Annotated in this window: 9 protein-coding genes; 7 read left to right on the plus strand and 2 right to left on the minus strand. The window is 62.8% G+C overall.

All coding sequences use genetic code 11. From position 1 onward, the window contains the following. Window positions 1-91 precede the first annotated feature (91 nt). The 7 genes from scpA (at window position 92) to bioB (ending at window position 9,881) form a co-directional block, all read left to right on the plus strand. Window positions 92-2,260, plus strand: coding sequence for a methylmalonyl-CoA mutase (gene scpA, locus CLU85_RS11530; protein ID WP_100410382.1), 2,169 nt, complete (start codon window positions 92-94; stop codon window positions 2,258-2,260). 23 nt (window positions 2,261-2,283) lie between these two features. Further along, on the plus strand, window positions 2,284-3,282 hold the full coding sequence (gene meaB, locus CLU85_RS11535) for a methylmalonyl Co-A mutase-associated GTPase MeaB (protein ID WP_369858314.1): 999 nt from the start codon (window positions 2,284-2,286) through the stop codon (window positions 3,280-3,282). A gap of 35 nt (window positions 3,283-3,317) precedes the next feature. Further along, window positions 3,318-4,850: an acyl-CoA carboxylase subunit beta gene (locus CLU85_RS11540; RefSeq protein WP_100410384.1), complete on the plus strand. Its 1,533-nt coding sequence runs from the start codon at window positions 3,318-3,320 to the stop codon at window positions 4,848-4,850. 155 nt (window positions 4,851-5,005) lie between these two features. Then, entirely contained in the window at window positions 5,006-7,054 is a 2,049-nt protein-coding gene (locus CLU85_RS11545; RefSeq protein ID WP_100410385.1) for an acetyl/propionyl/methylcrotonyl-CoA carboxylase subunit alpha, read from the plus strand. 159 nt (window positions 7,055-7,213) lie between these two features. Then, window positions 7,214-7,687 (plus strand): VOC family protein, encoded by a 474-nt coding sequence (locus tag CLU85_RS11550; protein ID WP_100410386.1) that lies wholly within the window; start codon window positions 7,214-7,216, stop codon window positions 7,685-7,687. A 20-nt stretch (window positions 7,688-7,707) separates the two neighbouring features. Then, on the plus strand, window positions 7,708-8,076 hold the full coding sequence (locus tag CLU85_RS11555; protein ID WP_100410387.1) for a hypothetical protein: 369 nt from the start codon (window positions 7,708-7,710) through the stop codon (window positions 8,074-8,076). 758 nt (window positions 8,077-8,834) lie between these two features. Next, a complete protein-coding gene (bioB, locus tag CLU85_RS11560) occupies window positions 8,835-9,881 on the plus strand; it encodes a biotin synthase BioB (RefSeq protein WP_100410388.1) in 1,047 nt (348 codons plus the stop codon). Window positions 9,882-9,933: 52 nt separating this feature from the next. Here bioB and CLU85_RS11565 read toward each other — a convergent pair whose 3' ends face one another. After that, window positions 9,934-11,124 carry a two-component system response regulator gene (locus tag CLU85_RS11565; RefSeq protein WP_100410389.1) on the minus strand — a complete coding sequence of 397 codons (1,191 nt, stop codon included), beginning with the start codon at window positions 11,122-11,124 and terminating at the stop codon, window positions 9,934-9,936. After that, window positions 11,121-14,174 (minus strand): response regulator, encoded by a 3,054-nt coding sequence (locus CLU85_RS11570; RefSeq protein WP_100410390.1) that lies wholly within the window; start codon window positions 14,172-14,174, stop codon window positions 11,121-11,123. Before CLU85_RS11570 ends, CLU85_RS11565 begins: the two co-directional genes overlap by 4 nt. Window positions 14,175-14,188: the final 14 nt, after the last annotated feature.

The following is a 14,188-nucleotide window of genomic DNA, read 5'->3' on the forward strand; positions in this document are numbered from 1 at the left end:
TTGAATCAATAATTATAAATGATGTAAACTCGCCACCACATCGGGGCATGCCCTGAGACCGTCCAACGCCATCTTCGGAGAAGCCCTCGCCATGAGTGACACCCCCCACAACAACGCCCCCGAGTTCGCTGCGTCTTCCTTGGAAGCATGGGCCAAGGCGGCCGCCAAGTCGGCCCCCGGTGGCGATGTGAATGCCCTGAACTGGGTCACGCCAGACGGCATCACCGTCAAGCCGCTGTACACCGCCGAAGACACGGCCAGCCTGCCGTACGCCAACACCTTGCCGGGCTTCGAGCCCTACCTGCGCGGCCCGCAGGCCACCATGTACGCCGTGCGGCCCTGGACGATTCGCCAATACGCAGGCTTTTCAACCGCCGAAGAGTCCAACGCTTTCTACCGCAAGGCCTTGGCCGCAGGTGGGCAGGGCGTGTCGGTGGCGTTTGACCTCGCCACCCACCGGGGCTACGACTCGGACCACCCGCGTGTGACGGGCGACGTGGGCAAGGCCGGCGTGGCGATCGATTCGGTCGAAGACATGAAGATCCTGTTCGACCAGATCCCGCTCGACAAGGTCAGCGTTTCGATGACCATGAACGGCGCGGTGCTGCCCGTGCTGGCCGGCTACGTGGTGGCGGCAGAAGAGCAGGGCGTGAGCCAGGACAAGCTCTCCGGAACGATTCAGAACGACATTCTGAAAGAGTTCATGGTGCGCAACACCTACATCTACCCGCCCAAGCCCTCGATGCGGATCATTGGCGACATCATTGGCTACACGGCCAGGAACATGCCCAAGTTCAACTCGATCTCGATCTCGGGCTACCACATGCAGGAAGCCGGCGCCAACCAGGCGCTGGAGCTGGCCTTTACGCTGGCCGACGGCAAGGAATATGTGAAGACGGCCATCGCCTCCGGCCTGGACGTGGACGAGTTCGCACCGCGCCTGTCGTTCTTCTGGGCGATTGGCATGAACTTCTATCTTGAAGTGGCTAAGATGCGCGCCGCCCGCCTGCTGTGGTGCCGCATCATGAAGGAAACCGGGGCCAAAAACCCCAAGAGCCTGATGCTGCGCACCCACTGCCAGACCTCGGGCTGGTCGCTGACTGAGCAAGACCCCTACAACAACATCGTGCGCACCACCATCGAAGCCATGGCGGCTGTGTTTGGCGGCACGCAAAGCCTGCACACCAACGCGCTCGATGAAGCCATTGCGCTGCCCACCGAGTTCAGCTCGCGCATTGCGCGCAACACACAGCTCATCATTCAGGAAGAGACACACATCACCAACGTGGTCGACCCCTGGGCCGGCAGCTACATGATGGAAAAGCTGACCCAGGACATGATGGATGCCGCCTGGAAGATCATCGAAGAAGTCGAGGCCATGGGCGGCATGACCCAGGCCGTGGACAGCGGCTGGGCCAAGCTCAAGATTGAGGCCGCCGCCGCCGAGAAGCAGGCGCGCATCGATAGCGGCAAGGACGTGATCGTCGGCGTCAATAAGTACAAGCTGGCCAAGGAAGACCCGGTCGACATCCTGCAGATCGACAACGTCAAGGTGCGCGACGGCCAGATCGAACGCCTGAAAAATATCAGGGCGAAACGCGACCCAGCGCTTGTGCAGCAAGCGCTCGATGCGCTCACTTCTGCAGCAGAAGACGGCAGCGGCAACCTGCTCGACCTGGCCATCAAGGCCGTGCGCCTGCGCGCCACGGTGGGTGAAGTGTCGGATGCGCTCGAAAAAATCTACGGGCGCCACCGCGCCGATACGCAAAAGGTGACCGGTGTGTATGCAGCCGCCTATGACTCGGCCGAAGGCTGGGACAAACTCAAGACCGAGATCAACGCCTTTGCCGAAGACCAGGGCCGACGCCCCCGGGTCATGATCGCCAAACTGGGCCAGGACGGCCACGACCGGGGCGCCAAAGTGGTGGCTACGGCCTTCGCCGACCTGGGGTTTGATGTGGACATGGGCCCGCTGTTCCAGACGCCCGAGGAATGCGCCCGCCAGGCGATTGAGAACGACGTGCACGCCGTGGGCGTGAGCACGCTGGCCGCCGGCCACAAGACGCTGGTGCCCGCCATCATCCAGTCCCTCAAGGACCAGGGCGCGGACGACATCATTGTGTTTGTGGGTGGCGTGATTCCGGCGCAGGACTATGAGCACCTGTACGAAGCGGGCGTGAAGGGCATCTACGGCCCCGGTACGCCGATTCCGGCCAGCGCCAAGGACGTGCTGGAGCAGATTCGCAAGGCGGTGGCGTGACCCCAGGCGCGTTGTTGGAGGGCATGTTGCATGGCAATCCTGCCGTGCAGCGCCGCGCCCTATCCAAAGCCATCACCCTGCTGGAATCGACGCGGCCGGACCACCGTGCGCAAGGTGACGCGTTGCTCACGCAGCTGCTGCCGCACACCGGCAAGGCGTTTCGCCTCGGTATCAGTGGTGTGCCGGGCGTGGGCAAATCCACGTTCATCGAAGCGCTGGGCCTGCACCTGATCGGCCTGGGCCATCGTGTGGCGGTGCTCACCATCGACCCGTCGAGTACGGTGTCGGGTGGCTCCATCCTGGGCGACAAGACGCGCATGGAGCACTTGTCGGTGCACGAGAAAGCCTACATCCGACCCAGCCCATCGAGCGGCACGCTGGGCGGCGTGGCAGAAAAAACCCGCGAGGCCATGCTGGTCTGCGAGGCCGCAGGCTACGACGTGGTCATCGTCGAAACCGTGGGCGTAGGCCAGAGCGAGATTGCGGTGGCGGGTATGACGGACATGTTCGCGTTGATGCAGCTGCCCAACGCGGGCGACGACCTGCAGGCCATCAAGAAGGGCGTGATGGAGATTGCCGACCTGGTGGTCATCAACAAGGCCGACATCGACAAGAACGCCGCCACGCGGGCCGAGGCGCAAATCACTTCCAGCCTGCGCCTGCTGGGCATGCATGGCAACCCCGACCACGCCACGCATGGCGCGCTGTGGCAGCCGCGCGTGCTGCAGATCAGTGCGCTTCTGGGACAGGGCGTGGATGCATTCTGGGCCGCTGTAACGCTGTTCCGCGAGATGCAGACCGCCAACGGCCGGCTGGCCTTGCGCCGCGAAAAGCAGTCGCTCGCCTGGATGTGGGAGCGCATCGACGCGGGCCTCAAGCTCGCGTTTCGCCAGCACCCACAGGTCAAGGAACTGCTGCCCCAGTTGCAGGCTGACGTGGCCGCAGGGCGCATCGCGGCGTCCACTGCTGCAAGAAATTTGCTGCTAGCGCAAGCCAGTCAAGCGCAAGCAGCTATCAAATAAATAGTAAACACCAACCGATTCACCAAAGGACGACCATGCAAGACATCCTGGAACAACTGGAGAAAAAGCGTGCCCTGGCACGCCTGGGCGGCGGGCAAAAGCGCATTGATGCGCAGCACGCCAAGGGCAAGCTCACCGCGCGCGAGCGCATTGAGCTGCTGCTGGACGACGGCACGTTCGAAGAATGGGACATGTTTGTCGAGCACCGCTGCACCGACTTCGGCATGGAGGACAACAAGATCCCCGGCGACGGCGTGGTCACAGGCTACGGCATGATCAACGGCCGCCTGGTGTTCGTGTTCAGCCAGGACTTCACGGTGTTCGGCGGTGCCTTGAGCGAAACCCATGCTGAGAAAATCTGCAAGGTGATGGACCAGGCCATGAAGGTGGGCGCACCGGTCATCGGCCTCAACGACTCGGGCGGCGCGCGCATTCAGGAAGGTGTGGCCAGCCTGGGCGGCTATGCCGATGTGTTCCAGAAGAACGTGCTGGCCAGCGGCGTGGTCCCCCAGATCAGCATGATCATGGGCCCCAGCGCCGGTGGCGCCGTGTATTCGCCCGCCATGACGGACTTCATCTTCATGGTGAAGGACAGTTCGTACATGTTCGTGACCGGCCCCGACGTGGTCAAAACCGTGACGCACGAAGAAGTCACGGCCGAGGAGCTGGGCGGCGCCATCACCCACACCACCAAGAGCGGTGTGGCCGACATGGCCTTCGAGAACGACGTGGAGGCGCTGATGATGCTGCGCCGCCTGTACAACTACCTGCCGCTCAACAACCGCGAAAAAGCCCCGGTGCGCCCCAGCAACGACCCGGCCGACCGCATGGACCTGAGCCTGGACACCCTGGTGCCCGCCAACGCCAACCAGCCCTACGACATGAAGGAGCTGATCGTCAAAACCGTGGACGACGGCGACTTCTTTGAGCTGCAGCCCGAATACGCCAAGAACATCGTCATCGGCTTTGCCCGCATGGAAGGCCAGACCGTGGGCATCGTGGCCAACCAGCCGCTGGTGCTGGCGGGTTGCCTGGACATCAAGTCCAGCATCAAGGCGGCGCGTTTTGTGCGCTTTTGTGATGCGTTCAACATCCCCGTCATCACCTTTGTCGATGTGCCCGGCTTCATGCCCGGCACCTCGCAAGAGTACGGCGGCATCATCAAGCATGGCGCCAAGCTGCTGTACGCGTACGCAGAGTGCACCGTGCCCAAGATCACCGTCATTACCCGCAAGGCCTACGGCGGCGCGTACGACGTGATGAGCTCCAAGCACCTGCGCGGCGACGTGAACCTGGCCTGGCCCAACGCCGAAATCGCCGTGATGGGCGCCAAGGGCGCGGTGGAAATCATCTTCCGCGAAGACAAGAACGACCCCGTCAAGCTGGCTGCGCGTGAGGCGGAATACAAAGAGCGCTTTGCCAACCCGTTTGTGGCCAGTGCGCGCGGGTTTATCGACGATGTGATCCTGCCGCACGAGACACGCAAGCGCATCTGCCGCTCGCTGGTGATGCTGCGGGACAAGAAGCTGGAGAACCCCTGGCGCAAGCACGGCAACATTCCCCTTTGAGCGGCACTGCCACAGCCCTTGGGGCGTCGTTGCCAGACCTTGTCGTAGCGCTGCTACTGCCTGCGGTCCGGCGCCTAGCCCCAACCGCTTCGCTGGGCTGTGCCAGCACCTAACCCAACACGTTTCGGGTAAGAGCCCTTGGAAAGAGACACAACATGTTCACCAAAATTTTGATTGCGAACCGAGGCGAGATTGCTTGCCGCGTTATCGCCACCGCCCGCAAGATGGGCATCCAAACCGTCGCCGTCTACTCGGACGCCGACAAGGAAGCCCGCCACGTGAAGCTGGCCGACGAGGCTGTGCACATTGGCGCTGCGCCCAGCCGCGAGTCGTACCTGCTGGCCGACAAAATCATTGCCGCCTGCAAACAGACCGGCGCGCAGGCCGTGCACCCCGGCTATGGCTTCCTCTCCGAAAACGAAGCCTTTGCCAAGCGCTGCGAAGACGAAGGCATTGCCTTCATCGGCCCCAAAGCGTTTTCGATTGCGGCCATGGGCGACAAGATTGCGTCCAAGAAGCTGGCAAACGAAGCCAAGGTCAACACCATCCCCGGCTACAACGACGCGATTGCAGGCCCCGAGCAGGCGGTGGAAATCGCCAAGGGCATTGGCTACCCCGTGATGATCAAGGCGTCGGCCGGCGGTGGTGGCAAGGGCCTGCGTGTGGCGTTCAACGACAAGGAAGCGTTTGAAGGTTTCACCAGCTGCCAGAACGAAGCCCGCAACAGCTTTGGCGACGACCGCATCTTCATCGAGAAGTTTGTGCAGGAGCCGCGCCACATCGAGATCCAGGTGCTGGGCGATAGCCATGGCAACGTGATCTATCTGAACGAGCGCGAGTGCTCCATCCAGCGCCGTCACCAGAAGGTGATCGAAGAGGCGCCATCGCCTTTCATCTCAGATGCCACGCGTAAGGCGATGGGCGAGCAGGCCGTGCAGCTGGCCAAGGCCGTGAAGTACCAATCAGCCGGCACGGTGGAGTTTGTGGTCGGCAAGGACCAGGACTTCTACTTTCTGGAGATGAACACCCGCCTGCAGGTGGAGCACCCGGTGACGGAATGCATCACCGGCCTGGATTTGGTGGAGCTGATGATCCGCGTGGCGGCGGGCGAGAAGCTGCCGCTCACGCAAGCCGATGTGAAGCGTGACGGCTGGGCCATTGAGTGCCGCATCAACGCCGAAGACCCGTTCCGCAACTTTTTGCCATCCACCGGCCGCCTGGTGCGCTTTGCGCCACCCGAGGAATCCATGTTCCAGTCCGATACGACCAAGAAGCTGGGCGTGCGGGTGGACACGGGTGTGTACGAAGGCGGCGAGATCCCCATGTATTACGACTCGATGATCGCCAAGCTCATCGTGCACGGCACCGACCGCAACGATGCGATTGCCAAGATGCGCGCGGCGCTCAACGGGTTTGTGATTCGCGGCATCAGCAGCAACATCCCGTTCCAGGCTGCGCTGCTGGCGCACCCCAAGTTTGTGACGGGCGACTTCAACACCGGCTTCATTGCCGAGAACTACGGCAAGGGCTTCCACGCCGAAGATGTGCCGCACAGCGATCCGATGTTTTTGGTGGCGCTGGCTGCGTACATGAACCGCCGCTACCGCGCCCGCGCTTCGGGCATCAGCGGGCAACTGGCCGGGCACGAGGTGAAGGTGGGCGAGCAGTTTGTGGTGGTCACGCTGGGCGCCGAGGGCCAGAACCAGCACCACGAGGTGACGGTGTCTGACTTTGAAGACAAATCGGGCTCTAGCGCCGTATCTGTAAGCGGTACCAGCTATCAAATCAGTAGTAACGCCACGCTGGGCCAGATCCGCGTGCAGGGCGCTTGCAACGGCCAGGGCTTCACGGCCCAGGTGGAGCGTGGCGTGGGCAAGAACCCGCTGGCGCTGCGCATTGCGCACAACGGCACGCAGATCGATGCGCTGGTGCTGTCGCCGCTGGGCGCCAAGTTGCACAAGCTCATGCCGTTCAAGGCGCCGCCGGATCTGTCCAAGTTCCTGCTCTCGCCCATGCCTGGCTTGCTGGTCGATGTGGCGGTGCAGCCCGGCCAGAAGGTGCAAGCCGGTGAAAAGCTGGCCGTGATCGAAGCCATGAAGATGGAGAACATCCTCTTTGCAGCTCAGGACGGTGTGGTGGGCAAGGTGCTGGCGGGCAAGGGCGAGTCGCTGGCGGTGGACCAGGTGATTCTGGAGTTTGTCTGACCTTGCGCCCCGGACGATGGACGCTAAAGGGCCCTGGCGCCCTGTCTCGTCTTCGATGGGGTGTTTTATGTAGTTTAGGCCGATAGCGCAGGTGCTATGTGCGCCTAAAGCTATCAAATTTATAGTGAATGAGTGTGTAGAGCGCGGAGAGTGACTTCCATGACAGCCAGCAACAATCGTCCGTTCAGGGTCCTGGGCATCCAGCAGGTCGCCATTGGCGGCACCGACAAACAGCGCATGAAAACCTTGTGGGTGGACATGCTGGGCCTGGAACAGACCGGCACCTTCCAGAGCGAGCGCGAAAACGTGGACGAAGACATCCTGGCCATGGGCAAGGGCGCCTTCAAGGTCGAGGTGGACATCATGCAGCCGCTGGACATCGACAAAAAACCCGCCGTGCACACCACGCCGCTCAACCACATCGGGCTGTGGATCGACGATCTGCCCAAGGCGGTCGAGTGGCTCACGGCCAAAGGCGTGCGCTTTGCACCGGGTGGCATCCGCAAGGGTGCGGCGGGTTTTGACATCACTTTCTTGCACCCCAAGAGCAATGACGAGTTTCCGATCGCGGGGGAGGGCGTGCTGATTGAACTGGTGCAGGCGCCCGCAGACGTGATTGCGGCATTGGGCTGAGCCCGGCCCAACAGGCCCCTGTGCAAGCGCCCATACAGCGCCTTTTCTGCGGCCTGGTAATCGCCGCATTGGGTTGCGCCGGGGCCATCGCGCCCCGTGGGGCCCAGGCAGGCGGCGGCACGGGCAGCTATCCCCTTGGCTGGTCGCGCCCCGGTGAGGTGCTCGAATACCGATCCTGCGGTTGCGCCGATGCCTGCTGGGTCGCCCAAGTGAAAAACCGCCAGACGCGACAGACGCTGGCGGCCTTGCGTTGCGATTGCGCCAAGGCCTACGCCACGGTCGGTGCGCGGGGTCGTGAGCGGGTGTACGCCGAAACCTGCGCCGCATTTGAAGCGGGCGACAAATCCACCGCCATCCAGCAATCCCTGGAAGCCCTGTTGGACCGATAGCGCCGGTTGCCGGTTGGCACGGGTCTCGCGCAAGACCTCATGTGCCTCGTTATGCTTTTGGACGGCCGCCACATGCTTTTTGTGGGCCGTATTTTTCCTCTCTCTCTCTTCTCTAGGGGCCTTGTGGCGAAAGCCCGGCGCGGGCACCGCTGTTGACGCCTGCGGCTGTCGTCGTTGCGGGTTGGTGCCGATGCGCCAGAACCTTTGCCTGGCAGTGGCATCTGTCTGGGTGCGTCAGGGTCTTGCCGCGGCCGCGATCGGGCATTCCCCGTTAATTTTCGTCTTCCGGCCGTCTTTTTGCAGGCATCTGCGTCGCTAATACCCGTGATCTTCTGAGCCTTCGACTGCGGGTTGCCAACGGTTTGCCAACAAATGCTTGTGGTTAACCGCAGCAAGAAACTCCGTCCACTTTTGTGCACGCAAAGCCCGGCAATTGCGGCCAATGCGCGGGCTTCTGCGGGCAAAAATTCGGGCGATTGGTGGGTGTTATTGCAGCGTTTTGGTTGGCACTTTTTGTGACCCTTTGGCGTGCATTTGCACCGATTCCTGCATCAGAATCCGGCCACCGCAGCAGCGCTCCGCCAGTCACCCACTCAGGTCAAAGTGGCGCGTTGAGTTTTAGTTACCAGCAACATCGACCCAGCGCGGCCTCTGGTGAGACCGCCACCCGAGGTCTGCGCAATGCGCAATGCGCAATGCGCAATGCGCAATGCGCACTCGGGCGTGGCAGATGTTGTGTCTTGAAGGGAATCAATCACATGACGACAACGCTGGCGCCAGCCGCTGCTCAACCCGTACAACTGCATCGCCGCCCGGCAGCCTCTGTGGCGCAGCAAGGCCCCTGGTCGGTGGACGCGATCCAGGCCTTGCTCGACAAGCCCTTGATGGACCTCCTTTTTGAAGCCCAGACCGTACACCGCCAGCATTGGCCAGCGGGCGACATCGAGCTGGCCACGCTGCTGTCGGTCAAGACCGGCGGCTGCCCCGAAAACTGCGGCTACTGCCCCCAGGCGGCCGAGTTCGACACCGGTGTGAAGGCCGAGAAACTCATGGAGGTGGAAGAGGTGGTGCGTGCCGCCCAGGCTGCCAAGGACGCCGGTGCCACCCGCTTTTGCATGGGCGCCGCCTGGCGTGCGCCCAAGGACCGCGACATTGAAAAAGTCAGCGCCCTGATCGGCGCTGTGAAAGGCCTGGGCCTGCAGACCTGCGCCACGCTGGGCATGCTCGAATCACACCAGGCGCTCGCGTTGAAGGATGCGGGGCTCGACTACTACAACCACAACCTGGACACCGCTCCCGAGTACTACACCGATGTGGTCAGCACCCGCGCGTATCAGGACCGGCTGGACACGCTGCAGCATGTGCGCAGCGCCGGTATCAGTGTGTGCTGCGGCGGCATTGTGGGCATGGGCGAGGCGCCCGTACACCGTGCAGGCCTGATTGCGCAGCTGGCCAATCTGCAGCCGTACCCCGAGTCGGTGCCCATCAACAGCCTAGTGCGGGTGCCCGGCACGCCTCTGGCTGACAGCGAGCCCATCGAACCGTTCGATTTCGTGCGCATGATCGCCGTGGCCCGCATCACCATGCCCAACGCCCGGGTGCGCCTGTCCGCAGGGCGCCAGCAGATGGGCGAAGCCGTGCAGGCGCTGTGCTTCATGGCGGGGGCCAACTCGATCTTTTATGGCGACAAGTTGCTGGTAACAGGCAACCCCGATGTGGATGCCGATGTACAACTGCTGGCCAAGCTGGGGCTGAATGGCCACCGCACTACAACCACCGACGCAGAACCGTCGCATCCCGGTTAATGCCCCCGGTCCGTGGCTTGTCCGCTGCGGGTGTGCTCCCCAGGACGGGGGATCAGAGCGGCTCTTCGCGTGAGGTCAGCTCGATGCGTTCTGTCGGCAGGTCGGCGGCAAGACGATCCACTTGAGCGAGCCGTGCAGGCTCGGCATCGGCAAAGCGCTGGGCGATGTTCCGAAACTCCTCGGACAAGGTGAGGAAGGCATCGACCATGTCGGGGTCGAAGTGGCTGCCCCGGCCGTCGCGGATGATTTCCACAGCCTGTTCGTGCGAATACGAGGGTTTGTAGACGCGCTCGGAAATGAGCGCGTCGTACACATCGGCCACCGCCATCAGGCGGGCGGACAGCGGGATGTTGTTGCCCGCCAGGGCTTCCGGGTAGCCAGAGCCGTCCCATTTTTCCTGGTGGCTGTAGGCAATTTCTTTGGCGTAGCGAAAGAAGGGGTTGTCTTGCGTGGTTCCGCTCTCGGCCGCGATGATGGCGTCGCGCCCCAGGGTGGTGTGCGTCTTCATGATCTCAAACTCTTCCGGCGTGAGCTTGCCCGGCTTGAGCAGGATCCGGTCGGGTATGCCCACTTTGCCGATGTCGTGCAGCGGGGCAGACTTGAAGATCGTCTCGATGGAGGCGTCTGTCAGCTCGTCCTTGAACCGTGGGTGGTCTTGCAGATGGCGTGCCAGCGCCTCCATGTAGTGCTGCGTGCGGCGGATATGGTTGCCCGTTTCGTTGTCACGCGTTTCTGCGAGCGAGGCCATGGCACGTATGGTGGCGTCCTGCAATTCGGACATGGCGCGTGTCCGGTTGGCAACCTCTTGCTCCAGAAACTGGTTGTGCTGCGCAAGGTAGTCCCGCGCGCGCTTGAGCTGCAGGTGATTGCGCACACGGGCCATCACGATGGCGGGGTTGATGGGTTTGGTGATGTAGTCCACCGCGCCCAGTTCCAGGCCGATGCTCTCGTCTTCAGAGGCGCTCATGGCCGTGAGAAAGATCACGGGGGTGTTTTCGGTCTCCGGGTTGAATTGCAGACGGCGCAACACTTCGTAGCCGTCCATGTCCGGCATCATGATGTCCAGCAGGATCAGGTCGGGTTTGCTGTCACCCGCCACGATCTGCAGCGCCCGTTCGCCGCTGGGGGCCAGTTTGACCTTGTAGTCTGTGCGCAGAAGGTTGCTCATCAGCGACAGGTTGTCGGGCGTGTCGTCGACAACCAGCACCGTGCACTTACCGCTCAAATCCAGGGGGCTATTCATGAACTGGGTTCTCCATGTTGTGTGGGTGGGTGGACGCGGGCTGTGCGCAAGGCGGCCAGCGCATCCACAAAGTCATAGCTGTCGAGTGCCCGCTTCATGTCGTTAAATGCAGGGCCGAGCAAAGCCCTCAGGGCAGGTGTCTCGTCCTGAAACAGCTCAACGGCATCGGAGTCGTCGTCGGCCAGCAGAGTCTCCAGTCGCGCCAGTAGCTGCTGTGCTGCAGCGGCATGGATGGATGCACCAGCTGCACCGTCGGTGCCGGGTTCTTCTTGGGGGGGCAGTTGGGTTTGCAGCGCCGCTATCAAGGCTTGGCATGCGGTGTCCACCGGTTCAAGCAGTGCCTCGATGGTGGAGGTGGATGCGTTCTGGCCAATGGCCTGCTCCACGGAATGGGCCAGTTCTGCCAGTGCCGCAGCACCGATGGTGCCGGCAGTGCCTTTGAGGGTGTGCATGGCACGCTGGGCGTCGTCGGGCTGATGTGCAGCGAGCGCCGCACGCGTGGTGTCCACGGCCGACGCTTGTCCTGCCACAAATTTGCGCAACAGCCCTTCGTAGGCGGGGCGCTTGTCGAGCACACGCCGCAGGCCGGCCGCAACGTCCAGCCCCTCAATGCGCCGCAAGGCATCCAGCGGCGAGGCGGGTTCAGGCGTGGCAACGACGGGCAGGGCCTTCGGATGGGGGTTTTGTGTGACCGGATCCCCTGGTGCCATTGTGCGGGGCCTGACCCATTGCAGCAGGCTGGAAAACAACGCGTCGGGGTCGATGGGTTTGGCGATGTGGCCGTTCATGCCGGCCTCCAGGCAGCGGTCGCGGTCGCCACTCATGGCGTTGGCGGTCATCGCCAGCACCGGCAGCTGGGCCCAGGCCGGGTTATTGCGCAACAGGCGCGTGGCCGTAAGGCCGTCCATCACGGGCATTTGCATGTCCATGAGCACGATGTCGTAGCGTGTGCGCGCCAGCATGTCGAGTGCGACCTGTCCGTTGTCGGCCACGTCCACCACCAAACCAGCGCCCATCAGCAGCTCGGCACCGACCTGCTGGTTGAGGTCATTGTCATCCACCAGCAGCACCCGGGCACCCTGGATCGGGGCCATGTCGCGGGCCCGCATGGAGGTGCTGGCAGGTTGCGCAAGGGGCGCAACGTGGCCACCAAGAACCCGCATGGCCGTGTCAAACAACTGGGATGGACTGACCGGTTTGGTCAACATCCACGCCATGCCGGTGCGCTCCAGCTCGGGTTGGATGTCGTCGCGGCCTGCGGCCGTCACGATGACGCTGTGGGGCGGGTGGGGCAACAGGGCGAGCTGACGGTGTGTTTCAAATCCGTCCATGCCGGGCATTTTCCAGTCGAGAAACGCAATCTGGCAGGGGCGGCCAGCCTGGTCAGCGGCGCGCGCTTTTGCCACAGCCTCTTCGCCCGAGCCGGCCGTTGTCACGGCGAAGCTCATGCTGCCCAACAGGCCACTCAGTATCTGCCGCGCCTGCTCGCTGTCGTCCACCACCAGCACATGGCGGCCGCGCAGATCGGGCTCGGGTAGCAAGGGCTGGTGCGGAGCGGCACCCAGGCCGAGCCGGGCCGTGAACCAGAACGTGCTGCCCTCACCCGGCGTGCTGTGCACCCCCACGTCGCCTCCCATCAGGCCCGCGAGTTTTTTGGAGATGGCCAGGCCCAGCCCTGTGCCGCCGTATTTGCGGGTGGTGGATGTGTCGGCCTGCTCGAACGAGCGGAACAGCCGCGACTGCTGCTCTTCAGTGAGCCCAATGCCCGTGTCCTGCACTTCAAAGCGCATCAGGATGCCGTCCGCATCGCGCGAAATTTCGCTCACCCGCACGATGATTTCGCCTTCATCGGTGAATTTGACGGCGTTGTTGGCATAGTTCACCAGGATCTGCCCCAGGCGCAAGGGGTCGCCGCGCAGGTGATCGGGCAGGGCGGGGCCCACATCAAACAGCAGCTCCAGGCCTTTGCTCCCCGATTTGCCACTGATGAGGTTGGCCACGTTGTCAAGCACACCGCGCAGCTCGAAATCCACCACCTCCACCTCGAGCTTGCCCGCCTCGATCTTGCTGAAATCCAGAATGTCATTGATCAGGCCCAGCAGGTGCTGGCCAGACCGCTGGATTTTTTCGACGTAGTCTCTTTGGCGAGGTGAGAGATCGGTCCCCAGCGCCAAATGGCTCATGCCGATGACCGCATTCATGGGCGTGCGGATCTCGTGGCTCATGTTGGCCAGAAAATCCGACTTCATCTGGGAGGCATCTTCGGCCTTGGACCGAGCGATTTCCAGCTCGTCCTCATGCTGGCGCAGCGCCACGTTCAGCTGCTGCAATTGAGCCGTGCGTTGTGCGACTCGGGCCTCCAGCGCCTCTTCGTTGCGTTGGAGGGCTTCGACCAGATCGGCCTGGGCCGCCATGGCCAGGGAGTTGGCTTTCTCGCGCTTGAGAAACTGGCGCGCCATGGCAAACGCAAGCAAAAACGTGAGAACCGCCTGGAAGGCGGTGAGCCCGGTGGTCAGCAGGGTCTGGCGCTTGACTTCGGCGTTGCGGGTATCGCCCAGTAGCGCAGACACGCGGGATGCGTTCAGCGACACCTCTTGCACGGTATCGCGCAGGGTATCCAGCTCGGTGCGCAAAAGTCGCATGTTTTTCCGGCTGGAGGGCGGGTCCACACTGGCTCCAAAGTAGTTGTCGCCCGCCGCCACAAACTTCTGCAAGTCGGCCAGGGCCTTTGCATAGATGGGTTCGTCCTGCATCAGCGTGCGCGAGGTACCGGTCTCCAGCGCACTGAAACGGCTCAGGAAAAGGTCATAACGCAGCTCCACCCGGTCCATGCCGATGCTGGATGGATCCAGTTCAAACTGGTGCAACGCGTGGTCGAGCTTTTCATATTCCACATTGAGCTGCAGAAACGACCAGAGCGCGTTGACATCGCCGCGCCGCATCACTGCCTCCACGCTGCGGTACTGGTGGTACTGCACTGCCGCAATGGCCACATACGCCAGCACGAGGCCCGCAATGATCAGCCGCAGGATGTGTTTGCTGCGCAGCATGCGTGGGGTGTCTG

Origin of the sequence: Acidovorax sp. 69, assembly GCF_002797445.1 — a bacterium.
GTDB lineage: Bacteria > Pseudomonadota > Gammaproteobacteria > Burkholderiales > Burkholderiaceae_C > Acidovorax.

Coding starts and splice junctions, on each gene's coding strand:
- scpA (WP_100410382.1), top strand. CDS start 92: ATGAGTGACACCCCCCACAACAACGCCCCCGAGTTCGCTGCGTCTTCC.
- meaB (WP_369858314.1), top strand. CDS start 2,284: ATGTTGCATGGCAATCCTGCCGTGCAGCGCCGCGCCCTATCCAAAGCC.
- CLU85_RS11540 (WP_100410384.1), top strand. CDS start 3,318: ATGCAAGACATCCTGGAACAACTGGAGAAAAAGCGTGCCCTGGCACGC.
- CLU85_RS11545 (WP_100410385.1), top strand. CDS start 5,006: ATGTTCACCAAAATTTTGATTGCGAACCGAGGCGAGATTGCTTGCCGC.
- CLU85_RS11550 (WP_100410386.1), top strand. CDS start 7,214: ATGACAGCCAGCAACAATCGTCCGTTCAGGGTCCTGGGCATCCAGCAG.
- bioB (WP_100410388.1), top strand. CDS start 8,835: ATGACGACAACGCTGGCGCCAGCCGCTGCTCAACCCGTACAACTGCAT.
- CLU85_RS11565 (WP_100410389.1), bottom strand. CDS start 11,124: ATGAATAGCCCCCTGGATTTGAGCGGTAAGTGCACGGTGCTGGTTGTC.
- CLU85_RS11570 (WP_100410390.1), bottom strand. CDS start 14,174: ATGCTGCGCAGCAAACACATCCTGCGGCTGATCATTGCGGGCCTCGTG.